General features: G+C 37.1%; 21 protein-coding genes and 2 riboswitches. Of the genes, 12 read left to right on the top strand and 9 right to left on the bottom strand.

The window, feature by feature from the left end; all coding sequences use genetic code 11:
* Nucleotides 1-36: 36 nt before the first annotated feature.
* The 7 genes from KDN24_RS05355 to KDN24_RS05385 all read right to left on the bottom strand — a co-directional run bounded on the left by KDN24_RS05355 (nt 37) and on the right by KDN24_RS05385 (nt 8781).
* Complete coding sequence (locus tag KDN24_RS05355; RefSeq protein ID WP_409971312.1) at nt 37-591, bottom strand: class I SAM-dependent methyltransferase; 555 nt, start codon at nt 589-591, stop codon at nt 37-39.
* A 21-nt stretch (nt 592-612) separates the two neighbouring features.
* Entirely contained in the window at nt 613-2550 is a 1938-nt protein-coding gene (locus KDN24_RS05360) for an FtsX-like permease family protein (RefSeq protein ID WP_409971313.1), read from the bottom strand.
* Nucleotides 2537-3310 carry an ABC transporter ATP-binding protein gene (locus KDN24_RS05365; RefSeq protein ID WP_491348468.1) on the bottom strand — a complete coding sequence of 258 codons (774 nt, stop codon included), beginning with the start codon at nt 3308-3310 and terminating at the stop codon, nt 2537-2539. The genes KDN24_RS05360 and KDN24_RS05365 overlap by 14 nt, the downstream gene beginning before the upstream one ends.
* Before the next feature lie 175 nt (nt 3311-3485).
* Nucleotides 3486-4988 carry a TerD family protein gene (locus KDN24_RS05370; RefSeq protein ID WP_409971315.1) on the bottom strand — a complete coding sequence of 501 codons (1503 nt, stop codon included), beginning with the start codon at nt 4986-4988 and terminating at the stop codon, nt 3486-3488.
* A gap of 290 nt (nt 4989-5278) precedes the next feature.
* Nucleotides 5279-6636, bottom strand: a protein-coding gene (locus KDN24_RS05375; RefSeq protein WP_491348332.1) for an IS3 family transposase whose coding sequence is annotated in 2 segments (ribosomal slippage) — nt 5279-6183 and nt 6183-6636 — 1359 coding nt in all. Because the reading frame shifts where the segments join, the coding sequence is not laid out codon by codon here.
* 99 nt (nt 6637-6735) lie between these two features.
* The gene (locus KDN24_RS05380) at nt 6736-7080 is read right to left on the bottom strand and encodes an ASCH domain-containing protein (protein ID WP_409971325.1); all 345 of its coding nucleotides are present in this window, start codon (nt 7078-7080) and stop codon (nt 6736-6738) included.
* Between the two features lie 33 nt (nt 7081-7113).
* Nucleotides 7114-8781, bottom strand: coding sequence for a glutamine--tRNA ligase/YqeY domain fusion protein (locus KDN24_RS05385; protein ID WP_409971326.1), 1668 nt, complete (start codon nt 8779-8781; stop codon nt 7114-7116).
* 333 nt (nt 8782-9114) lie between these two features.
* Between KDN24_RS05385 and KDN24_RS05390 the strand changes: the two genes are divergently transcribed.
* Nucleotides 9115-11811 (top strand): GTP-binding protein, encoded by a 2697-nt coding sequence (locus KDN24_RS05390; protein WP_491348333.1) that lies wholly within the window; start codon nt 9115-9117, stop codon nt 11809-11811.
* Nucleotides 11812-12148: 337 nt separating this feature from the next.
* Nucleotides 12149-12712, top strand: coding sequence for a tyrosine-type recombinase/integrase (locus KDN24_RS05395; RefSeq protein ID WP_409971328.1), 564 nt, complete (start codon nt 12149-12151; stop codon nt 12710-12712).
* A 103-nt stretch (nt 12713-12815) separates the two neighbouring features.
* On the opposite strand, the gene KDN24_RS05400 is transcribed toward KDN24_RS05395, so the two are convergent.
* Nucleotides 12816-13502 (bottom strand): universal stress protein, encoded by a 687-nt coding sequence (locus KDN24_RS05400; RefSeq protein ID WP_409971329.1) that lies wholly within the window; start codon nt 13500-13502, stop codon nt 12816-12818.
* Between the two features lie 302 nt (nt 13503-13804).
* Between KDN24_RS05400 and KDN24_RS05405 the strand changes: the two genes are divergently transcribed.
* From KDN24_RS05405 to KDN24_RS05440, 8 genes are all read left to right on the top strand, one after another.
* The gene (locus tag KDN24_RS05405; protein WP_409971330.1) at nt 13805-16213 is read left to right on the top strand and encodes a Na+/H+ antiporter subunit A; all 2409 of its coding nucleotides are present in this window, start codon (nt 13805-13807) and stop codon (nt 16211-16213) included.
* Nucleotides 16210-16635 carry a Na(+)/H(+) antiporter subunit B gene (locus KDN24_RS05410; RefSeq protein ID WP_409971331.1) on the top strand — a complete coding sequence of 142 codons (426 nt, stop codon included), beginning with the start codon at nt 16210-16212 and terminating at the stop codon, nt 16633-16635. The genes KDN24_RS05405 and KDN24_RS05410 overlap by 4 nt, the downstream gene beginning before the upstream one ends.
* The gene (locus KDN24_RS05415; protein WP_409971332.1) at nt 16635-16973 is read left to right on the top strand and encodes a Na(+)/H(+) antiporter subunit C; all 339 of its coding nucleotides are present in this window, start codon (nt 16635-16637) and stop codon (nt 16971-16973) included. Before KDN24_RS05410 ends, KDN24_RS05415 begins: the two co-directional genes overlap by 1 nt.
* On the top strand, nt 16966-18456 hold the full coding sequence (locus KDN24_RS05420) for a Na+/H+ antiporter subunit D (RefSeq protein WP_409971333.1): 1491 nt from the start codon (nt 16966-16968) through the stop codon (nt 18454-18456). Before KDN24_RS05415 ends, KDN24_RS05420 begins: the two co-directional genes overlap by 8 nt.
* An 18-nt stretch (nt 18457-18474) precedes the next feature.
* Nucleotides 18475-18951, top strand: coding sequence for a Na+/H+ antiporter subunit E (locus KDN24_RS05425; protein WP_409971334.1), 477 nt, complete (start codon nt 18475-18477; stop codon nt 18949-18951).
* The gene (locus tag KDN24_RS05430) at nt 18951-19235 is read left to right on the top strand and encodes a Na(+)/H(+) antiporter subunit F1 (RefSeq protein WP_409971335.1); all 285 of its coding nucleotides are present in this window, start codon (nt 18951-18953) and stop codon (nt 19233-19235) included. Before KDN24_RS05425 ends, KDN24_RS05430 begins: the two co-directional genes overlap by 1 nt.
* A complete protein-coding gene (gene mnhG / locus KDN24_RS05435) occupies nt 19213-19578 on the top strand; it encodes a monovalent cation/H(+) antiporter subunit G (protein WP_409971336.1) in 366 nt (121 codons plus the stop codon). The genes KDN24_RS05430 and mnhG overlap by 23 nt, the downstream gene beginning before the upstream one ends.
* A gap of 533 nt (nt 19579-20111) precedes the next feature.
* Nucleotides 20112-21473: an aspartate kinase gene (locus KDN24_RS05440; RefSeq protein WP_409971337.1), complete on the top strand. Its 1362-nt coding sequence runs from the start codon at nt 20112-20114 to the stop codon at nt 21471-21473.
* 260 nt (nt 21474-21733) lie between these two features.
* Here the strand turns inward: KDN24_RS05440 and KDN24_RS05445 are convergent, their stop codons facing one another.
* Nucleotides 21734-22228, bottom strand: coding sequence for a QueT transporter family protein (locus KDN24_RS05445; protein WP_409971338.1), 495 nt, complete (start codon nt 22226-22228; stop codon nt 21734-21736).
* 8 nt (nt 22229-22236) lie between these two features.
* Nucleotides 22237-22281, bottom strand: a riboswitch (PreQ1 riboswitch).
* 153 nt (nt 22282-22434) lie between these two features.
* Between KDN24_RS05445 and speG the strand changes: the two genes are divergently transcribed.
* Together speG and lpdA are read left to right on the top strand one after the other, a co-directional pair.
* Entirely contained in the window at nt 22435-22962 is a 528-nt protein-coding gene (speG, locus tag KDN24_RS05450) for a spermidine N1-acetyltransferase (protein ID WP_409971339.1), read from the top strand.
* A 145-nt stretch (nt 22963-23107) separates the two neighbouring features.
* Nucleotides 23108-23212: riboswitch (glycine riboswitch) on the top strand.
* Between the two features lie 272 nt (nt 23213-23484).
* Nucleotides 23485-24885, top strand: coding sequence for a dihydrolipoyl dehydrogenase (gene lpdA / locus KDN24_RS05455; protein ID WP_409971340.1), 1401 nt, complete (start codon nt 23485-23487; stop codon nt 24883-24885).
* Nucleotides 24886-24914: the final 29 nt, after the last annotated feature.

Raw genomic sequence — 24914 nt, forward strand, 5'->3', positions numbered from 1 at the left:
GACAAAATGGGGATAAAGCTTTTGATAAGCGATAAACTATTTTCGGCATACGTAAACAAATGCAGGTGGAGTATTGAAAGGGACAAATCCTATTTTTTCAATAGTAAAAGCTTTAGCAAGCTCCTTCTTCATCTGTAATGAATATTGGAAGGCAATAAAATAGCCCCCAGGTTTTAATGCATTAACAACTTGAGTTATTAGTTTTTCTCTTGTTTCAGGAGGAAAATTAAAAAATGGCAATCCACTAATCACACAATCTAATTGTTCCACCCCATGTTGTTGAATATCTTCAGTTAATGTACATGCATCTGAAAAGCAAATAAATTGAGGATATTTTGCTTGCAGCATGCTGTTCATTTTATGATCTTTCTCATATAAAAATACTTTTGTAGATTCGGAAACACAAGATTCAATAGCTTTTGTAATTGCTCCAGTACCTGCACCAAGCTCAGCGATGGAACGAACATTGTTCCAATGTAAATATTGCACCATTTTAGCAGCTAAAAATTGAGAGCTTGGCCAAACACTCCCGATTTGCTTTGGCTGAAGGAGAAATTTTCTTAAAAAGAGAAGAGAACGTGATTTTTCCAAGTAAGTCAGCTCCCAATTATATTATTTACTTACAAGTTTGATATATTTTGATAATGTGACAAAGTAATAAGAAGAATACATCGCAATATAAATGCCAATCGTCAAAATAAATGAGCTTGTCATATTCATCTTTAAAAAGTTTGATAAGGCTGTAATTAAAATTGAACTATGTGAAATCGCAATGACTAACGGTATAAAGTAAATAAAGATTAGCTGTTTGGCAATAGAGCTTTTAAGCTGATTTTTACTCATGCCGATTTTCTTTAATATTTGATATCTTGGCTGATCAGTAGTTGCTTCCGTTAATAGCTTGTAATGCAGCATGCTTCCTGTAGCAAGCAGGAAGACAAATCCGAGAAAGGCACTAATAAAAATGAGCATTCCATAAACTTGGAAAAGTTTATGATAATTATAATAAAAACTGGAAAAGATATTTTCACCTTTTGTAGCAAAATCTGCAAAAGGATCTATATAGAAAAGGTCTCTAAGTTTGTCATCTAGCTCTTTAACTGACTTCTCATTTTTCAAACTGTAAATTTGCAGTTCCTTTGAAATCCCATCTTTTTTTAACTGCTCATAAAGCGTGTCTTTTACAACCATTGGGAATACGTAAATATCAAGATTTAATAAGGAATAGTCTTCATAAGCGGCAACTGTCACCGTAGCATCTCCTGTAAGGGACACCTTTTTTCCTGTAAATGGATCATTGCTTTGATCTAAATTCCCATCATAAAAAGTGATTGCCTCGTTTTCATTAAAATGTTCATTCGCTTGTTTTCCTAATTTTTTGGCGAGCAGTTGATAGGTTGATTCCGATAGAAGGATGATCGGAAATTCATTTGGCACCCTGCCAATTTCGGAAATATCGCCGCTAATTTGCAAGTAATCAACCTTTTTGGCAAACTTTATATTCTCTTGTCCATTTTCTTTAATTAAGTTCGCAATTTCTGCTTCCTTCTCCATATCTGGAACTGTATACATATAGCTATATGGAGAATATTGTTTTGAAATAGAATTCATATTTGAATACAAACTAAATGTTGTTCCTAATGCAAATAAAGTAAATGTACTTAATGAAGCAATAACAGATAAAATGAGTACATTTCCTTTAATTCGATAGAACAGATGAGTAATACTGATTAAATGAACACTTTTAAAATAAATTTTTTTAATTTTCGTCAAGTGATTTAGAATAAAGATGATAGAAGCACGAACAAATAAATACGTTCCCACAAATAACATGAAAAATGAACTAAAAATAGCTTGAACACCATATGTATTCCAAAAGGCCGCATCACTTGGTTGTAAGATAATGAAATAGCCAGTACTGATGAATAAAATAGCTAATAATGCTGCAAGCCATGAAGCTTTTTTTGATTTTTTCTCTGCTTGTTTTTCTGCCTTTATAAGCTGTAATAAAGAATTTCGATAAATGAGGCGAAAATTATGCCAAGATGTGAGCACAATAATGATCATAAAGCCAATCACTGTTTGCCATATAGCCTTAACAGATAATGTCAGCTTTGCGATTATGGAAATCCCCATCAGCTTCATTAAAATCATGGCAAATAGCTTAGAAAAAACGATCCCAAGTGTTAGCCCGATACAGAGTGCGCTTATTCCAAGAATTAAATTTTCATAGAAAAGCAGTTTGCCAATTTGCTTTTTTTCGATCCCAAATAAGGAATAGAGAGCAACCTCTTTTTTTCTTCTTCTCGTAAAGTAAGCATTTGAAAACCAAATAAAGGCAGCAGAAAAGAAAAATAAAAGAATCGAGGCTGTTTGAAAAGCAGGTTCGATTTTGTCATGAATGGTAAGAGACTCGATTATTTGCTTATTGTATTGTAACGAAGCAAAAATAAAAAAGATAACGATGCTAAACACCATCGGATAGAGATAGAGTGAATAGGCTTTTATATTCCTGCGAATATTTCTTTTCGCAAGGCTATATAATGTCATGATGACCACCGCCTCCGAGGGTTGCTAATATATCAATAATCTGCTTGAAAAATAATTTTCTGCTTTGTTCTCCTTTATAAATCTCTGTAAAAATCATCCCGTCTTTAATAACAAGAACTCGTTTACAAAAGCTCGCGGCATACGCATCATGTGTGACCATTAAAATGGTTGCTTTCTCACTTTCATTTAAGGTAGAGAGTGTCTGCAATAAGTTATGGGCTGATTTTGAATCAAGTGACCCTGTAGGCTCATCAGCAAATAGTAAACTTGGATTTGTAATAATGGCTCGGGCTGCTGCCGTACGCTGCTGCTGACCACCTGATAATTCATAAGGATATTGGTCGAGAATCCGTTCGATCGCAAATATTTCAGCAATATGCTTCAATCTTTTTTCTATTTCCTTATGAGAGACATTTGAAAGGGCTAACGGAAGTAAAATATTTTCTTTCGCTGTCAACGTATCTAATAGGTTGAAATCTTGAAAAATAAATCCGAGCTGTTCACGGCGAAAACGAGCCAGTTCTTCCTCTTCCAAATTCGTAATGTTTTTGCCGTTAATTTTGATATAGCCGCCCGTTGGTACATCGATTGTTGATAAAACATTAAGCAATGTCGATTTTCCAGCTCCTGACGGACCCATAATCCCAACAAACTCTCCTTCAGAGATTTGTAGATCTATATCTTTTAAGGCAATATGTATATTTCCTCTATCACCGTAAACTTTTTTTACATTGGCTGCTTCTAAAACGACCACGTTCATGTTCTCCTTTTCTTTAAATTCGTTATATTTACTATAAAAGACAAGTGAATGGTTATCCATAGCTTATCCTTACGGTTTTAGAGTGAAACTTACGTTTTCGTCACTTTAAGGTAATTAAAAAAATCGAGTATAAAATCTCTTTGATTTTATACTCGATTTCCTATGCAATACTATGCTAGGATAAAAATTCTTGCGGATTCAACCCAAGCTCCATACAAATTTCAGAGACAACTTGCATTTCATTTTGGTCAAAATGTCCATCAGCATATCCAATGGCAATACAGTAGCGGGCAACTAATCGAGCAATTTCTGGCTTAGAGCGAATTCGCCCTAATGCTCTAAAGGCTTCAGCACGGCCAATAATAGGATCATGTTCAATTTTTTGGACAAACATATTGAACTGTTGAATGACTTTATTTGTGTCAAAAACTCTTAATTCATCACTTTGGTGAACAAAATCCATCATTTTTTGGCGCTCAGAATAATCTAAGTGACCATCTGCGAGTGCGACAAGTGCACATGCTGCAACAACTGCATCAAGCACATCTTGGCTTTTATAACGCGAAAATAAATCCTGTGCTTTTCTTTTTTGATTATTTGCCCATTGCGCATAGTCTGTTTGGCTTGGAGACCATGAATGGCCACATTGGTTACAAGAAAAACGCAGCTCCTTGCTTCCAAGAAACCCCCCTAGTAATCCAACAGGTCCAAGAATTAAGCCACCAATTGCTGCTTTTCCGAGTCCAAAGCCTTTTTGTCCTGTTCGAACATTTGAAGAACCACAACGAGTACAGTGAATATCATCTCGATAAGATTGTGAAGATGAATACGGCTGTCTGTATGTAGGTTGGCTATAGCTAGGTTGATGTCCATATGATGGCTGTTGGTTAGATTGTCCGTATGCTGGCTGAGTATATTGGGATTGTCCAATATTGCCAACACTCGGTTGTCCATACTGTGATTGTTGATTGTTAAAGGGAGTTTGTCCATACGGCGGCTGCCCGTTATAGCTTGGTTGATTGTTATTAGCTTGCTGACCAACATAATTGTTTGATGGTTGCGTCTGTTGTGGGCTGCTATAAGCAGGGCTATTCGTTGGCTCGTCATCAACGGTTACACCAAAGTTTCGGCAAAGTGAAGCTAATCCACCTTGGAACCCGCTAGCAATGGCATTGAACTTCCACTCTCCATTATGGCGGTAAAGCTCAGCAGCAACGATCGCTGTTTCGACAGTGAAGTCTCTGCCGAGGTCAAAACGAATTAATTCCTCATTTGTCTGCTCATTAAAAATTCTTACGTATGCATTTGAAACTTGTCCAAAATTTTGGCGCTTCACTTGGGCATCATGGATTGTAATCGTAAAGGCAATAGCATGGATTGACTGTGGTACTTTGTTTAATTCAATTCTAATTTGCTCATCATCACTAGCACCTGTTCCTGTTCGATTATCTCCACTATACACGATTGAACCATTTCCACCGGACGGATTATTATAGAAAACAAAATCTTGGTCGTTTTGGACTTTTCCAGTAGGTCCTACTAGAAAAGCAGAGGCATCTAAGTCAAATTGTGAATGATTATGACTTACGTCCCAGCCTAGACCAACAACAGCAATTTGTAAACCGGGATGTGATTTCGTTAAATCTACTTTTTGTCCTTTTCGAAGACTAACCCCCACAATGCTCACTCCTTTAATTGAATCACATGAATAATTTTCGCTCATTTAAAAATAAATACGTATTAAAAGGGACTGAAGTTTCATCGTACTAAGTTTCATCGGACTATAAACTAATTATAAGCTATTCTAATGATTGGAAGTAAAGCATTTTTGTACAAGTTTCTAATATTGTAATTTAATAGAATCTCCTTAGTTTCGTTCTTGATTTCCGCGTCAATCAACGGTTAAAAAAATCCCTAAAACCTTTTGAAAAGTGAAGTGACCCCTAAAAGTTAGACACGGTTATCTCATTAGGCAGCGGATTGGGTATGAGTCCGATATTGTATCGGACTCATGCCTTTTAATTTAGCCTTAATTCGTTTGTTGTTATAGTACTCGATATATTTTTCTAGTTCTAGTTTAAAATGTTCTACACTTTCAAATTCTTTCAAATAGAGAAACTCTGATTTCATGATACCAAAGAAATTCTCCATAACGGAATTATCATAACAGTTTCCCTTACGGGACATACTCTGGGTGATTCCTCTTTTTTGTAAAGCCTGACGATATTTCTTCATTTGATACTGCCAACCTTGATCTGAGTGCATAAGTAGCTGGTGATCTTCCGGCAACCGTTCTAGTGCTTGTTCCAGCATCGTTGATACGAGAGAGTACGTTGGTCTAGAGCCAATCGTGTATGTGATAATCTCCCCATTGAATAAATCTAATACAGGTGAAAAGTAAAGCTTCTCTCCAAATAATTTAAACTCTGTAATATCCGTTACCCATTTCTCATTCGGATGATCCGCTCTAAATTGACGATCTAAAATATTGGGCGCAATTTTACCTACTGCCCCTTTATAAGATTTATATTTTTTCATGCGTACAAGGCATTTTAAACCTAATTCCTTCATGATTCTTTGTACTTTTTTATGATTCACTTTTTTACCACGATTCGCTAATTCATCACGAATTCGACGGTATCCATAACGACCTTCATGTTCGTCATAAATAGCGCTTATTTCGATTTTTAAATCGGCATCTGGATCGGGTTTATCCATTTGTTTTACATAATAATAGTATGTGCTTCTATGGATCCCAGCTAGCTTCACTAATTCTATCACCGGAAACTCATGCCTTAATTCATAGACTACTTGCGCTTTGTCTTGTTTGGTGATTTTTCCTTGTTTTGAACTAAGGCATTCAACTTTTTTAAATACGCATTTTCCATTTCAAGCTGCTTAATACGTGCTTCCAGAGCTTCGACAGATCCTTCGGCTGGTAATTGATTTGTTTGTTTCACAGACTCTTTTTTCATGGATAGACATCCTTTCTTCTTGGATTGAAGGGCATCTAATCCTTGTGTTTCAAATTGCTTTTTCCAAACAAGAATTGTGGACGGTGCCGCTATATTAAAGATAGCAGCTGTTTCAACAAAGGACGTACCGTGTTCAATCATATAATTTAGTACGTCTAGTTTAAACTGTTGTGTGTAATTTGTATATCGCTTTATAAATGCATCAACACCATTGTATTCGTATTGTTTAACCCATTTAAGAATTGCCTTATGATTAGTTCCTAAAGATTTGGCTATTTCATATGAACTCTCATTTCCATTTAAGTAACGACTAACTGCTTGTACTTTGTCTTCTGAAGTAAATTTAGCCATATAAAAACTGCACCTCCAATTGTTAGTTGGTGTCTAACAATTGGGGTGCAGTTCAAAGGTTCTAGGGATTTCGTTGCTGACCAAGGCGCTTGCGCTTTTCTAAATTGGGCGATATTCATGTACCCAAACTTTCATCTGCGGCAACCATGGCATTCCATTATGATAGGATAAAATCGCTTCCTTGTACTCTTCTACTGTTTCATAGCCCTCTTGTTTGGCGTGTTCGTCTGTTAACTCTCCAAGGGTTTGTGAATAAATCTTTTCAACTACAAATTCATGCCCATTTAACGTCATAATTTCTCCGATGTCTGCATAACGACCATTCCGTCTTGTAGCTGTTTTTTTTCCTGCAATTACCTTTTCAACATCTTCTGGAACAGTAACGAGACGTTCAATCGTACATGTTTTTGGAGGTAGGGCATTGTTTTCAGGTTGGATTGTCATCTTAAATTCCTCCCATTTTGTGTCATATCGTTATTATATTTTAAATGAGCTCTTAAGAGAAACAATACGATTAAAGACAAGCTTTTCATTTGTTGAATCTTTCGGATCAACATTGAAATACCCATGACGGAAAAATTGAAATTTATCTTGTGGCTTACTATCTTTCATATTCGGTTCGATAAAGCCATTTACAATTTCTAATGAGTTCGGGTTCACGAAATCTAGGAATGTTTTCTCTTCCGCATTTTCTTCTAAATCAGCCTCAAGTTCAGCATCGAGAATTAACGGCTCATATAAGCGGAACTCTGCTGGAATGGCATTTTTAGCCTCCACCCAGTGGATGGTTCCTTTCACTTTTCTTCCCGTAAAGCCTGTGCCGCTTTTTGTTTCAGGATCATACGTACAATGAATTTCGATAATATTTCCATTTTCATCTTTAATCACATCATTGCACTTAATGAAATAGGCATTTTTTAAGCGGACTTCATTGCCGGGGAAGAGTCGGAAATATTTTTTCGGTGGTTCTTCCATGAAGTCATCTTGCTCAATATAGATTTCTCTTGAAAATGGAATTTCTCTACTACCCATTTCAGGGTTTTCTGGATTAATTTCAGCTTCAAGCATTTCAACTTTGTCTTCTGGATAATTCGTAATTACCACTTTTAATGGATGAAGAACACCCATTGTTCTTGGAGAAGTAAGCTTCATATCTTCTCGTACAAAATGTTCTAGCATTGCTTCATCAACGGCTCCTGAACCTTTTGAAATTCCTGTCGCTTTCACAAATTCACGGATTGCACCTGGTGTGTAGCCTTTTCGTCTTAACCCAGATATTGTCGGCATGCGCGGATCATCCCAGCCATCAACAAAGCCTTCTTCGACTAACTGTTTTAATTTTCGCTTACTCATCACAGTGTTTGTGATGTTGAGACGGCCAAATTCGATCTGTTGTGGCTTGCTCTCCATTTCACATTCTTCAACAACCCAATTGTAAAGTGGACGTTGATCTTCGAACTCTGTTGTACAAATGGAATGAGTAACATCTTCAATCGCATCTTCAAGTGGATGTGCAAATGCGTACATTGGATAAATACACCATTTATCACCTGTATTATGGTGAGTTGCATGTGCTACACGGTAAATGACAGGATCACGCATATTAATATTAGGAGAAGCCATATCGATTTTTGCACGCAACACTTTGCTGCCGTTTTCAAACTCACCGTTGCGCATCCGTTCGAATAAATCAAGGTTTTCTTCTACAGAACGATTGCGATATGGACTTTCCTTCCCAGGCTCAGTTAATGTACCACGGTATTCGCGAATTTCGTCTTGTGTTAAATCATCAACATAAGCTTTTCCTTTTTTTATTAACAGAACAGCCCGATTGTACATTTCTTCAAAATAGTCAGAAGCAAAACGTAAATCTTCCCATTCATAGCCAAGCCAATTCACGTCTGCTTTAATGGAATCTACATATTCCTGGTCTTCTTTCAGCGGATTTGTGTCATCAAAGCGCAAATGTGTTATTCCGTTAAATTCATCTGCAAGCCCAAAGTTAATAATAATTGATTTTGCATGTCCAATATGTAAGTAGCCATTCGGTTCAGGAGGAAAACGAGTAATGATCTTTTTATGCTTTCCTGTTTCTAGATCGTCTATAATAATACTCTTAATAAAGTTCGAAGAATTATTTTCCAAAACGATATCAGCCCTTCTATAAAAATTAGTTATTTCTTATTGTACTTATATTAAACAGATAAATCAATTTGGCATTATGATAAAAATCCTTCATCATTGAAATACCTTTTATAATCAATCTATTAATATGACAAAAAAACTATTTAGTAAACGAAACTTATACTGAAAACAGGATTTCTTTGTACTTTCTGCGAATTTTTAATATAGAATATAAGTATTGGCATTTATTATATTCGTTTAGAAAATCAAATGAAGAATGATTTGTTAAAATAAGGGTAGAAAGCGAAGGAAAAAGTGAAATCTGAAAACAAGTTAGAACGGGGGGAAAATGAAATGGAAAAAGAACATCAATTAAATCAGAAATTGTATTATGAATCAATGATAGAAGGAAATGAACAGCATCCAATCAAGCTCCTCGGGAACTTGTATATGGCCGAGATGCAAAAAGAGGTATCAGATTTATCGTATATTCGCTTCTCACAAGGTGAGGTTTATTTTCATAATCATGATTATGAGGCTGCCATTTTTAAGTGGGAAAACATTAACAATGAACTTGATGCATGGGCGAAGAAAAATATAGCAGATGCGTACTTTGAACTGCAATTGCATTCAACAGCAGAGGAAATTTATAAAACAGTCCAAACAGACTCGGCTATGCTGCAAACTGAAGTTTTGCTCCAGCTATTTTCTCTTTATATTGAACAAGGCAAACATGAAGAAGCAGTGGTTGCGATTAAAAGGGCAGTAGACTTAAATCCAGATTACCCGGATGTAACAGTGCTGGCACGTGCCTATTTTGAAAAACATCATGATTGGGATAATGCAATTGAACTTGCTATTAATGAAGCAGTTCGTACTGAAGAGCTATCCTGGTTTAACATCCTTCAAACATATGTTGAGCAAGGGTATACAAAAAGGATGGAGCCAAATGTATTTAATCAAACTTTAGTTTCTTTATATAGAATTGATTATGCAAGCTTCGAAAGTTTAACGGCTGCATTATGGAATAGCTACAAAGTGGAAGAAAGTTATTTCGCTTGGCTTAAGGAAATAAATTATATTTTAATGCATTTAGAGAGAAGCAGAACTTATTCGTGGCAGCAATTATCGACTCTTTACAAAGATACATATTTTGAGTTGATAAATGGTAAGAATTTAATTAAGGAAATAAGCCATCTTATTCCGAACCATATAACGAACTGGATGAAGGTTGCAAGCAAGACAGATGCATTAATTGCTGCTACATCTACATTGGCTTGGTATGAAATTTTTATGTCAAATCTAGATCCTGAGATCGTCAATGAAGCGGAAAGTATAATTAGAAGTTCAGCTCGTTATGATCAGGGCTTAACAGATGGCTACCATCTTTTTACACTCATTAGCGAATGGGCAAAGAAGAATGGTGTTGAATTAGGGAAGCGCTTTGAATGGATAGTAAGCGAGCTGCTAGATACTTGTCAGCACCATTTATTAATAACAGGCGCAGGAGGCAATGGCAAAAAGGCGGTTATTCGTTCATTAGTCGGTGAAAGCAATATGAATGATTCCGTCACGACTTCCATTCTTTATAAAAATCATGATGAGATGGAATTGCGCGAAGTAACAGATGAAGGAATAAAAGAAATTTCGGCTTTAACAAATATTGACACTACATTAGAAGCGATTGTCTATTACCAAAATCGACTCTCCTTTCTAAAGGAAAACGGTCTTGCACTCATTGATACGCCGATAATTACAGGGCGTAATAAATTTAAAAACGGGGTGCTGCAATATTTGCCTCTTGCTGATAGCTTGTTATTTGTTCTAGATCGTGAGGAGCTTTTTTCTGAGAGGGAGCTTGATATCGTCGTGAAAATCCGAGAACAAGCACCAGGACTGCCTATTCATTTTCTAATAAATGTCCAAGATAGTGAGCAAGAACTATATGATTTGGCTGCTTCTAGAGTGAATACTTATTTTCCAAAAGCGAAAGTATTTGCCTATTCAGGTCAGCTCGGACAGTTGCAGGAAATGACTAAATATATGAAGGGTAATCGTAATTTGGAAGAAGAACGGACTTCTAAAGTATTACAATATATACGAAAAACAATTAAATTCCTACTGGAAAGACGAGTAGAAATTGAAAATGGGATGGTCGATTCAATTAAACGGAATGAAGATATGGTCGTAAAGCTAACAGGTGCGACAAATCAAGTTATTGACCTTGAAGAAGAAAAGGTTCGATTGATTAAAAGAAGTTTTTCTGAGATTAAGAATGAAATGAGAGAAGTCATTAATGAAGAAATTCCGAAATTACTCCACGATTGTTCAGCATTTGTAAATGAAGATAGTGACTTTGGAAAAGTGCATCTTCAATTAAATGATGAAATGAATAAAAGGGTTCAATCCTATATGAATGATTCGGCAATGCTCCGTTTCCATCGCAGCTTCCAAAATTGGATTGAAGAAGCAAAGGGAGAATTTGAGCAAGCTCAATATTTCTTAAGCGAGTTGAGTGGTGGCCTTAATGATTTGTATGAAGAAGAGAAGTTAATGTTGGAATGTGATTTTAAAGTACTCGATGATTGGAAACGTGATGCGGATCGATTGACGAGAGGAAACATTCATGTCGATAAGATGAATATTCTTTTGCGTTTTACGCCTTCACAATTTTTACTAAAAAGTGCTGGAAAAATATTTGGGGCGCTTCAACAAAATAAGGCTTTGCTTCATAAGAAATATAAACAGTATATAGAGAGCGAAGATTATAGTGAAGTGGCTGCTAGATTAGCTGATGAGTTTCTTCAGCCATATGTTTTATTCGAGAAGGCATTAGATCGAGATATTAACATCTTTTTTCAAAATCCATTGTCCATTTTGCAAGAAACGATTGACGCAACAAATCAAGAAATTAAATTAAGTAAAGAAGAATTACAGGAAATGAGAGTCAACCCAGAGTCATATCGTGATCCACTTACTTTATTCCAGGTAAAGCTTCTCCAGTTTGAATGGATGACGAAAGCAGGCAAAGAGGTTAAGCAGTATCGTTAGGAAGGTGATAATTCACCTTCTTTTTTTTGTTGAAAAAAAATTGTAGTCGGATTCATTGAACAAGCCTGATTGTTTAAATTTTAATCGTTAGAGACTTGTCTAGTTTTACTTCATTCATATTTTTTATTTTTTTCAGTAATTAATAATTGTAATGTTACATAGTTTTTGATAAGTTTATATTAAGTAACATTAGATTTTTATTTTGCCTCGACATCTAGCCCCTCGATGTCATAAGCAAATCCACCATGAAAGATAAAGAATCATCTTTAAGCAGGGTTTTCTTATGTTGTAAGGGCTAAAGCAAGGTGTCTCGGCTTTTAGTGTAGGAGGAAGCACGGTGGAGTATGTCAATCCAATTAAGGATATCGACAAGATTAATGCCATTAAACATAATTTACGGAAGCAATCATTAAGAGACCTCCTGTTTTTTGTTTTAGGTATTAATACGGGAATAAGGGTGCATGATTTACTTTCACTGAAGGTTAAAGATATTTGGGATGGGGACAATATAAAGGAATTTCTCTATATTTGTGACGCAAAAAATGAAGAGCAGAAAGCCCATTATATTAATAATCAAGTTAAAATAGTATTAAATAGTTTTTTAAATAGTCGCGAGTATAAAGCGGATGAATATCTTTTTAAATCGAAAAAGAACGATTTGCCGATTACTCGCCAGCAAGCTTACCGAATAATCAATCAGGCTGCGAAAGATGTGGGGATTACCGGAAAAATCGGAACGCATACACTTAGAAAAACATTTGGATACCATGCTTTTCGTAAGGGGATAGCGATTTCCATCATTATGTCGATTTATAATCACCAAACCCATGCAGAAACATTACGTTATATTGGAATTGACAAAGACGAAGCTCAGCTTATTAAAGTTGATGTGAATTTGTAAATAAGAAAAGCGCAGGCGCCTTGGTAAGCGAAGTATAAATAAATTCAAATGATAAAAAAACACTTCCATTCGCAACGGTTCGGATGGAAGTGATCGTAAAAAATTACTCATTATCATTATCAAGCGGCTCAGTCATGCGGACATTTTGAAGATTTTTGACGATGTCCTCACGAACATGAACTTGGATTGTTTCGTTATCTTTCATAAATTTAAAGACTCCATTATTAAAATCAGTGCCTTGGTCTTTAAAGAAAATGCCTTCATATTTAATGTGTTTCGTATGATTGAAACTTAATCGGTAATGTTCGCCTTCTGAAATAAGGTAGGCACGAACGCCTTTTTCAAAATGGCCTTCTTGATCTCGAAGTGAGCGGGAAACGGAGATAATGTGCAGATCGACAAAAGGAATTTCACGAAGGAGAGAGTTAATAATCGATCCCTTCGTTAGTTGTTCCCAGCGGCTTTGGGCTGTCTGTCCAAGAATGATTTGTGTAATATGCTTTTCTCGTGCGATTTCAGCGATTACTTTCGCGACAGGTCGCTTCTCATTATCCATTAAAATAAATGCTTCTGCACTATGCTGTTCAGCTAATTGCTTCCATCTCGTAATATAGTCTGATTTCTCTGCATCCAATTCATCAAAGGGGATAGGATCAATGGTCAAAATGTAAAGCGGGCAATCAAGCATACTCGCTAATCTACAGCCACGCTGAATCAGTCGTTCACCATTTGGTCCATAATACACGCAGACGAGGATGCCTTCGTCCATACGTCCTTTAACTTTTTTCATTTTCCATTCACCTCTAGGTTAGATGCGTAATACGGGATTTGTTCTAAATCCAAATACAACTTAGCATATTTGCGGTTAAACTATGTATGACTATAGCTCATGCACCATCTACAGTCAATAAGGATCTGGCTTTTTTATCGCAGGAAGTATCATTTTTATAAATCGATGTTTAGCAACAGCGCCTAGCAGGTCTTTCGTGTAAGTCATTCTGTCAAGACGGTTGAGAGTAACCTTCCTGTTAGCATGCCCTATGCATATCACTAGTCAAGGCGTTTGCGCTTTTCGTTTGAGGAGGTTTGATTGTGTCTTTAATACATCTCATGATATTTGTCCCATTTTTATTTGCTTTCATTGTACCATTTATTTACAAATTATTCACGCCACGAATCCACACCGGCTGGTTCGTTATCATTATTCCATTCATTATATTTCTTTATTTACTGCAGTATGTCCAACCTATTTCAGATGGAAATACTGTCCTCTCAGTTTTTCCATGGATGCCTTCTTTAGGAATAAACTACACCGTTTATATTGACGGGTTAGCACTTATTTTTGGTCTGCTCATTAGCGGAATCGGAACCCTTGTCATCTTATATTCCATTTATTATATGTCTAAAGAAAGAGAAGCATTGCATAATTTCTATGTGTATATTCTCATCTTTATGGGCGCAATGCTTGGACTTGTTTTCTCTGATAATATCCTCGTTTTGTATGTGTTTTGGGAATTGACTAGTATCTCCTCATTTTTATTAATTGCCTATTGGTATCAACGGAAAAATTCCCGTTATGGTGCACAGAAATCAATGCTTATTACGATCGCTGGTGGACTTGCGATGTTAGCAGGGCTGATCATGCTTGCGATGATAACGGATACTTATAGTGTTCGTGAAATGGTGAGCAACATGACAATGATAGCTGAAAGTCCCTTATTCCTTCCAGCAATGATATTACTATTATTAGGAGCTTTCACAAAATCGGCTCAATTTCCATTTAGTATTTGGCTGCCAGATGCAATGGAGGCGCCGACTCCGATTAGTGCTTACTTACATTCTGCCACGATGGTAAAAGCCGGAATCTATTTAGTTGCCCGATTTACACCGATTTTTGGGGGCAGTCCTGAATGGTTTTGGATTGTTTCTGGTGTAGGGTTAACAACGTTAATATACGGTTCTGTAATGGCGGTCAACCAGAAGGACTTAAAGGCATTATTGGCTTATTCGACGGTCAGTCAATTAGGATTAATCATGAGCCTTCTCGGGTTAGGATCAGCTTCCATGTATTTTGGGCAAGGTGATGAATCGACTGTCTATGCATTTGCCATCATTGCTGCAATATTTCATTTAATTAACCATTCAACCTTTAAGGGAAGCTTGTTCATGGTGATCGGGATTATTGACCATGAAGCAGGTACACGTGATATTCGGAGATTAGGCGGATTAATGAGTTTAATGCCAGTATCCTTTACTTTGACGATTATTGGAAGCTTTGCGATGGCAGGCCTCCCACCGTTTAATGGATTTTTGAGCAAGGAAATGTTTTTTACTAGTGTATTAACTGTAATGGAGCAGCCGGTGTTTGAGATCAAGACGATTGGCTTGCTTTTCCCAATAGTAGCTTGGATTGCCAGTGTGTTCACATTTGTCTATTGTATGATTCTTGTTTTTAAAACGTTTACGGGAAAGCCTCATCCAGAAAAACTAGATAAAAATGTACATGAGGCACCGATTGGAATGCTCATACCGCCGATCATTTTAGCCGTTCTTGTTATCGTCATCTTCTTCTTCCCTAATGTTGTGTCACAAAATTTCTTAAAACCAGCGTTACTAGCGATTTTGCCAAGTCTTCCTGATGGAGGAAGCAGCATGGATATAAATATCACCCCTTGGCATGGCTGGAATATGGAAATTTTTATGACAATAGGTGTTGTCGGAATCGGTGGCATTCTGTACGTATTTTTGAAAAAATGGTCTTCCATTTATCTGTTCTTTCCGAAAAAATGGACGCTTAACCATTTGTACAATTCATTAATTGAATGGATGGAAGTGCTTGCACAAAACGTCACAAACCGTTATATGACAAACTTTATCCGCGATTATTTAGCTTATATATTTGCGTTCATGATCATTGTTCTCGGCGGTTCACTTTGGTTGTTCAATGGAATGAGTTTCAATTTCATAAATGATGCCCCCATTACCATTTACGAAGCGGGAATTATTACGTGCATGATTATTGCCGCCTTTATTGTACTTTTTGCTAAATCGAGAATTACTGCCATCATTGCTGTTGGTGCGCTTGGTTATCTTGTTTCATTGCTGTTTGTCATTTTTCGCGCCCCTGATTTAGCTCTTACACAGCTAGTCGTTGAAACAGTAACGGTCGCCTTATTTTTACTATGCTTTTATCATTTGCCAGAGTTGCGCAAGGAAGTAAGCAGATTACGTTTTAAAGCAACGAACTTAATTATTTCTATAGGGGTTGGAGTGCTTGTTACGACAATCGCTTTAGCCGTAAACAATAATCGTTTCTTTACGACTATTTCTAGTTACTTTGAAGATTCATATACGCTTACAGGTGCAAAAAACATTGTCAATTCAATCCTTGTTGATTTTCGTGGAATGGATACAATGCTAGAGATTCTCGTTTTATGTATTTCTGGCTTAGGTGTATTTACGCTCATTAAACTTCAGCTCGTAGGGAGGGACAAAGAATGAAGCCAAATGATGTAATTTTGCATACGGTGACAAAAGCCGCTGTCGTTATTATCTTAACCTTCTCCATCTACCTATTCTTTGGAGGTCATCATAATCCAGGTGGAGGGTTTGTCGGTGGACTTAGCATTGCTTCAGCACTTGTTCTTCTCTTTCTTGCTTTTGATATAGAAACGGTGCGCGAAAACATTGTGATTGATTTTAAGAAACTTGCAGCAATTGGTGTTTTGCTTGCCATGCTGACAGGGATCGGTTCATTTATTTTTAAGGCACCATTTTTAAGTCATACATTTGGCGAAATAAACCTTCCGATATTTGGCCATACAGAGCTTGCTACGGCAGTCATTTTTGATGTTGGAGTTGCATTTGCGGTTATCGGAACGGCAATGACAATTATTTTAACGATAAGTGAGGATGGATCATAATGGAAACAATTATTTCTATTCTCGTTGGGTTGTTTTTTACAATCGGGACTTACTTAATTTTATCGAAAAGCTTACTGCGCATTATTTTAGGAACGTCTATTATTAGCCACGGTGTTCATTTGCTTATTTTAACAATGGGGGGATTGAAAACAGGAGGGCCCCCTTTGCTAGGGGAAAGATTTACAACATTTACCGATTCACTTCCTCAAGCATTAATTTTAACAGCTATTGTCATTAACTTTGGAGTTACAGCACTATTTTTAGTGCTTAGCTATCGAACTTATAAAACGTTAGGGACTGATGATATGGATAAATTGAGGGGAATGGATGATGAATAATATCGTAATACTGCCAATCATCATTCCGATCATTGCGGGATTGATCATGGTTATTTTCCGGAAAAATATCCGCTTTCAGAAAATAAGCAGCATACTTGCTCTATTAGCAATGGGGATTGTATCTGCATTTTTAATGGGTGAAATTAAAGAAAACGGCATTCAAACTTTGCATGTCGGTGGATGGAGTGCTCCATTTGGAATTAGCATTGTGGCAGATATGTTTTCTGCACTTCTCCTTGTAAGCACAAGCATTGTTGCCTTATTCACATTGGTGTTTGCCTTTCAGTCGATTGGCAAGGAAAGGGAAGAACATTATTTCTACCCGATGTTTTTGTTTTTAATATCAGGGGTGGCAGGTTCGTTTTTGACAGGGGATTTATTTAATTTATTTGTTTGTTATGAAGTGATGTTAATTTCTTCTTACGTCTTAATTTCACTTGGCGGTACGAAGATTCAGCTTAAAGAATCTATTAAATATATTTTAATTAATGTTGTTTCCTCGTTTTTATTTTTAGTAGCAGTCGCTTATTTATATGCGATGACCGGTACTTTAAATTTAGCGCATCTTTCATTAAGAATTGCCGAAATTGGCCAAGATGGTCTGATGACGACTGTTGCGCTGCTGTTTTTAATTGTGTTTAGCATGAAAGCGGCATTATTTCTATTCTTTTGGCTTCCAGGCGCGTATAGTGCTCCTCCTACTGCGGTTGCAGCGATATTTGCTGCTTTATTAACGAAGGTAGGAATTTACTCAATCTTTAGGATGTTTACACTAGTGTTCTATCATGAACCACAAATTACGCATTTGTTTATCGGCATTTTAGGTGCCTTGACAATGGTGTTAGGCGCATTTGGAGCAGTCGCCTACGGCGATATCAAAAAAATCCTCACCTATAATGTAGTGGTCGGAGTAGGGTTTATTATTGCAGGCTTAGCCTCATTTACGTTAATAGGTGTGACAGGAGCTCTTTTCTATTTAATCCATGATATTTTTATTAAAGCGCTGATTTTTCTGTTAGGAGGAACGATCATCTGTTTAACGGGTACGAGCAAGCTGAATGAAATGAGTGGCTTAATTCGAAATCATCCGTATTTAGGCTGGATGTTCTTCATTGCTGCACTTTCTCTCGCAGGAATTCCGCCGCTTAGCGGGTTTTTAGGAAAAGTATTCATTACGAGGGGAACCTTTGAAGCGGACTACTACTGGTTAGGTGCTATTGGTTTAATAACAAGTTTAATGGTGCTGTATTCCATTATGAAAATATTTATGAATGTGTTTTGGGGTGAAACAAATTTAAGCAGGGAGATGGAAAAAGGGACTACAAGAGGATTAATGTTCCCGATCGGTTGCCTAACTGCGTTAACAGTAGCACTAGGGGTTGGGGCAGAAGGAATTCAGTTGTATGTTCGCCTTGCTGCCGAAGGTTTAATGAATCCCGAATTTTACATTGAGGCGGTTTTAGGAAGGAATCCAATCCGATAGTATACAAGGAGGGTTACAATGCCAATTCAAGTGCTAACGAACCTTTTTATCGCACTTCTATGGATGTTTCTACAAGATGATTGGAGCATTTTATCCTTTATTGGAGGTTATTTTGTTGGCATACTCGTCGTCTTTAGCTTGAGACGTTTTTTTCCAACATCGTTTTATTTAAAAACAGTGTTTTCAATTATTAATTTGTTTTTAGTTTTTCTTCGCGAGTCGATTAGTTCAAGTATTTATGTGATAGGACAAGTGATTAAACCAAAAATTACTGTAACGCCTGGCATTTTTAAGCTAGAAACGGAATTGGAAAGCGACCTTGAAGTAACATTGCTTGCATTACTGTTAACATTGACTCCAGGTTCAGTTGTCGTTGAAGTAACGCCAAACAAAAAAGTGTTTTATATTCATGGCTTGAATCTTCCAGAATCCATCGATGCTGTTATGCAGTCAAAAGTTAATTTTGAGAAAGCGATAAAGGAGGTAACACGATAATGTTCGATCTGTTTCTATCAGTTTGTCTGTTTTTCTTAGTGATTTCCATCCTAACAGCCCTCTATCGTGTATGGAAGGGTCCTTCTTTGCCAGATCGAGTGATGGCTTTAGATAATATCGGCGTAAATTTGCTTGCAGGCGTTGCGATTCTGTCCATTGTGATGAGGACACATGCCTTTCTTGACATTATTCTTTTAATCGGGATTTTATCCTTTGTTGGAACAATTGGTTTTGCAAGGTTTATTGAAAGAGGTGTCGTTATTGAACGAAAACGTGTACATTGAATGGCTTGTCGCTGCTTTAATTTTCCTCGGTATCGTATTCAGCTTTCTGAGTGCAGTAGGATTAATACGCTTGCCTGACGTATATACTCGTGCCCATGCTGTCTCAAAAAGTGCTAATCTAGGTGTACTCTGTATATTATTTGGAACCTTTCTCTACTTTTTACTGACAGATGGGTACTTCAGTATCCGTTTGCTATTGGGTATTTTCTTTGTTTTCCTCACATCTCCAGTTGTGGCTCATCTCTTAAATAGAGCGGCCTACCGATCGAATGTACCACTTGCTGAAGAAAGCATTCAAGATGATTTACATGAATATTTACACGAAACGGAGACAGAGAAATAAGGAGAAGCGTATTCTTAACTGAATAGGCTTCTTTTTTTTGGCTTATTGGCAAGGTAATTATTATATGAATTTAACTAGTTTATGTAAAACGAAGGTACTCTTCCAATACGTTATGTCCACAGCATAAAGACAATTGTTCTCATATGAAGGAAAAACTCTTGATTATTTTCTGAATAAGAGTAAAATTAACTTTATCGCAGATTAACCGGCAGTAAGACTCCCACTTCAAGAATTTGAGGAAAAATTAATATTCTAAGTGGGAGATCTAACAGCCCGTAAAAGCCCGACGACGGACAGGATGTCCTAGTCAGGCGAAAGCCACAGGACGTGGCGCTTTGAGCGTGATTTGTTCAACTAACATTCAGTGGGGGGATGAAGGAAACCACCACTGAATGAAGTTTCACTTTATATTTTTGAAATTAGATAACGTCTAGCACATGCATCTTGTTCCCTCTAGTCCGTTATGGAAGTAGGGTTAGGCTGTTATGAAACAAAACAGGGTGTTTGTGCTTATCATATAAGGAGATGTGTGAATGAAGGTCGTTAAGTTTGGGGGGTCCTCACTAGCTTCTGGACAACAAATTGAGAAAGTATTTCAGATTGTTGTTTCCGATCCTAAACGGAAAATTATTGTTGTTTCGGCACCTGGAAAAAGATTTGCTGAGGATAGAAAAGTAACAGATTTATTAATTGAGTGTACGGAGCTGAGTTTATTAAATCTAAATCCAGAAGAGAGGCTCCAGTCAATTCTTGAAAGATATACTGCGATTGCAGATGAATTAGCACTCTCACCAACGATTATTAATGAGATCCAACAGGACCTATTAGAAAGGCTGAGTAGAGACAAAAGTAAGCCTGAACGTTTTATGGATGCGATGAAAGCAGCTGGAGAAGATAATCATGCGAAGCTAGTAGCAGCCTATTTTCGGAAGCGTGGGGTTGAGGCATATTATGTGAATCCAAAGGAGGCTGGGCTTTTCGTAAGTGCCGAGCCTGGAAATGCACAAGTATTGCCAGAGTCGTATGATAAGCTTTTTTTGCTTCGCGAACGACCAGGCCTTACCATTTTCCCTGGTTTTTTCGGATATAGTAAGGATGGAGATGTTTTCACCTTTTCCCGCAGTGGCTCAGATATTACAGGCTCTATACTTGCAAATGGAGTGAAAGCGGACTTGTATGAGAACTTTACAGATGTAGATGCTGTATATTCCGTCAATCCGTTTATCGTCAATCATCCGAAAGAAATTAAAGAATTAAGCTATCGAGAAATGCGGGAGCTTTCCTATGCAGGGTTCACCGTTCTGCATGATGAAGCACTTGTTCCAGCATTTAGGGCAGGAATTCCAGTTCACATTAAAAATACGAATAATCCAACTGCATCTGGTACAAGAATTGTAAATGAACGAGATCATATGAATGGCCCTGTGAGTGGAATTGCCAGTGGAGCTGGTTTTTGCAGTATTTATGTGAGTAAATACTTAATGAATCGAGAGATCGGCTTTGGTCGCAAGCTCTTGGAAATATTAGAAGGCTTCGGACTAAGCTATGAACATACGCCTTCAGGAATTGATGATATTTCAATCATATTAAGGGAAAACCAGCTTGATTCTGAAATGGAAAAAGAAATTAAACAGCGAATTGAAACAGAGCTGCATACGGATGAAGTTCTCATCGATCGTGGGATTGCACTTATTATGGTTGTAGGAGAAGGGATGCGCCACAACATTGGTACAACAGCGAGAGCGTCTAAAGCATTAGCAAATGCAGGCGTCAATATTGAAATGATTAACCAAGGTTCTTCAGAAGTAAGCATGATGTTTGGCGTAAAGGAAATTGACGAAAAACGAGCAGTTCAAGCACTCTACAATGAATTCTTCGCCCCTATCACCGTCTAAACCGGTGCCAGGCACCGCTCGTGGACAAAACCACCTATTTTGTCCGTCACCAGCGGACAACAGTAATGATTAAAGTAAAAAAAAGAGTTGGGACTTTAAGTTGTCCCAACTCTTTTTAGCTAGTAGGAAAGTTTAAGTTTATTAACGTACTAAAGTAAAATTACAGTCAAATAAATTACTGCTAATAACACCGCATAAGAAAAACTAAGCCTTCTTCGAAAGTACCCTCAGAATGCCAAGTTTTTCTAATGTGCAGCAAATTAAGCTTTTTCAATTAATTTATCAAAGTTCACTCGCTTATTTAAAGCATACATGACAGGTATTCCAACACCCATTACAACAAATTCCCCAATTGCAGTTGTAAGCCAAGTAAGCATGAACGGCCATTCAAATACAAGATATAGCTCAAGAGCAATAAGGAACATCGTAAAAGTGAAGACGATAGTGTTAACAGCCATCCCCAGCCAAATATTTTTGATAAAGCGACAACAAACAATCGTGATGAGTAAAGAAATAATCGTTTGGCCGACACCAAAAATAATGTCATAAGCAGGCATTGGCGAAAATAATAGATTTGCTAAAAATACACCTAACACCATGCCGTAAATATATTTTTTATTAAATACGACGAGGTGGTTGAACATTTCCGATACCCTGAATTGGATATTCGTAAACCCAAATGGCTGGATTAACATGGTGACAGCAATATATAATGCTGCCAAAATGCCATTGGCGACAAGTGTTCTTATTTTCATATTTAATTCGCTCCTTAGTTTTTTATCGTGGGATGGTTACGAACCACGTTGAGCAATCGCTCAAAGATAATATATTAATATATATTTAGAATCACGTCAATACATACATCGTTCTTCACTTTTCAATTTTTCGAATAAAATAAGCTTCTGTCACGATAATAAATAGAAAGATTAAATTTAGCGAATGACTCGGAGGATTGAACATATTGAGTGAGGTAGTAAAGCTAAGACCGTTGGAAAGAGAAGATTTGCAGTTTGTCCATAAACTCAACATTAACGCAAATATTATGTCGTATTGGTTTGAGGAACCTTATGAGGCCTTTGTTGAATTGCAGGATCTATATGATAAGCATATACATGATCAAGGAGAACGGCGTTTCATCGTGGAGAAAACTGGTGAGATGGTCGGGCTCGTTGAATTAGTGGAGATTGATTATATTCATCGGAGGGCAGAATTCCAAATTATTATTGATCCGAGGCATCAAGGACATGGCTATGCAAAGTATGCTACTCGTTTAGCAATGAACTATGCTTTCTCCATATTAAATCTATATAAATTGTATTTAATTGTAGATAAAAATAATGAAAAAGCCATCCATATTTATCAAAAACTTGGATTTCATTTCGAAGGTGAATTAATTGATGAGTTTTTTGTGGATGGTGAATATCATAACGCTATTAGAATGTGTATGTTTCAGCATCAATTTCTAGGAATGGACAACTATATGCAATAGTAGTCTATTCTTCATATAAGTAGGGTGAGGGGATGGAAAGGCTATACGATTCAAATGAAAGTAAAACCTTCTTAGCTCCTGCTATTTTACTTGACTTTAATTAATTATAGTATTATTCTAAATTTAGTGAAAATTATATTGGCGGATGACTTTTGTGGGAGAGAGCAAGTGTAACAGCCACCGAAGGAGCAAGTTCCAAAAAGAGACCCTTGGGACTAATCTCTCAGGTAGACAGAACCACAAAAGGACGCATCTCTGGAGAGCGCGTGTTAAATTACACGTCACCAAAGGGGCTCCCACATCAAATATGGGTAAACTCTCAGGTAAAAGGACAGAGAAGGGTAATTATTTAGCGATCCCTTTCTGTCCTTTTTTGTGTGGAAAAAATGATAGCCTACAGCTTTATCATGATTACATACGAGAATTTGTGAAGGTTTTTACATATAAAATTGGATATTTTGCGAAAAGGGGATGCAAATAGCAAATAAGAGTGAGCGAATCAAAGTCAAAGGGGAGAAGAAGTTGGGTAAAGAATACGATGTTGTCATTATTGGTGGGGGAACAGGTGGTTATGTTGCAGCTATTCGCGGATCCCAATTAGGATTGTCAGTGGCTGTTGTAGAAAAGGGGAAGCTAGGTGGGACGTGTCTTCATACAGGGTGTATTCCGAGCAAAGCATTATTACGTAGTGCCGAAGTATATGCGTCAACAAAAAAAGCGGATGTATTTGGAGTCATCGTACCAGAAGTAGGTATTGACTTTTCAAAAGTTCAGGCTCGAAAAGAAGAAATAACGGATCGTTTATTTAGAGGAATCCAACATTTATTGAAAAAAGGAAAAATTGATGTTTATGAAGGAAAAGGCAGGATTTTAGAATCGAGGAATGTCTCCGTTCAGTTAAATGATGGAGAGAATGAAGTTATTCTCAATCCAAAAAATATTATCATTGCAACAGGTTCAAGACCAAGGACACTTCCTAGACTAGAAGTAGATGGGAAATATGTCATGACTTCAGATGAGGCACTGCAAATGGAGGAGCTGCCAAAATCAATGATTATCGTCGGTGGAGGTGTCATAGGAATTGAATGGGCGTCTATGCTTGCAGATTTCGGTTTAGAAGTAACGGTCATTGAATATGCAGAGCAAATTATTCCAACTGAGGACAAAGAGATTTCAAAGGAATTACAGCGTTTATTGAAGAAAAAAGGGGTAAAAATGGTTACGGGCGCTAAAGTTCTTCCAGAAACATTAGAAAAAGGGGAACAAGTGTCAATTAAGGCTGAACATCGTGGAGTAGAAAAAGAATTCTCAGCTGACAAACTATTAGTATCTGTTGGGCGCTCACCAAATATTGAAGGCATTAGTCTTGAGAATACGACTGTCAATGTACATCGTGGTTTTATTGTTACAAATGAATATTATCAAACTGCTGAGCCTAACATATATGCAATTGGTGATGTCATTGGAGGTTTGCAGTTAGCTCATGTTGCTTCACATGAAGGAGTGATTGCGATTGAGCATATTGCTGGAAACAGCCCAACTCCACTAGATCCAACACTTGTGTCGAAATGTATTTACAGCAGTCCAGAGGTAGCTAGTATTGGGCTGACAGAAGATGAGGCAAAGGTTCAAGGACTAAAGGTTAAGACTGGTAAATTTTCATTCCGTGCAATTGGAAAGGCGCTTGTTATGGGAGAACCAGATGGTTTTGTGAAGCTAGTTGTAGAAGAGGAAACGAATAAGCTTGTTGGAGCACATATGGTTGGCCCTCATGTGACAAACATGATTACGGAAGCTGGACTTGCAAAAGTTTTAAGTGTAACAGCGCAGGATATTGCATCAACGATACATCCACATCCTACATTAGCTGAAGCGATTGGGGAGGCAGCTTTAGCTGTCGATGGGAATGCGATTCATGCTTAATAGACTCTTCCTTGCAAAACATACAACAT

The sequence above is a fragment of the Cytobacillus sp. Bva_UNVM-123 genome (assembly GCF_046351715.2).
Classification (GTDB): Bacteria; Bacillota; Bacilli; order Bacillales; family Cytobacillaceae; genus Cytobacillus.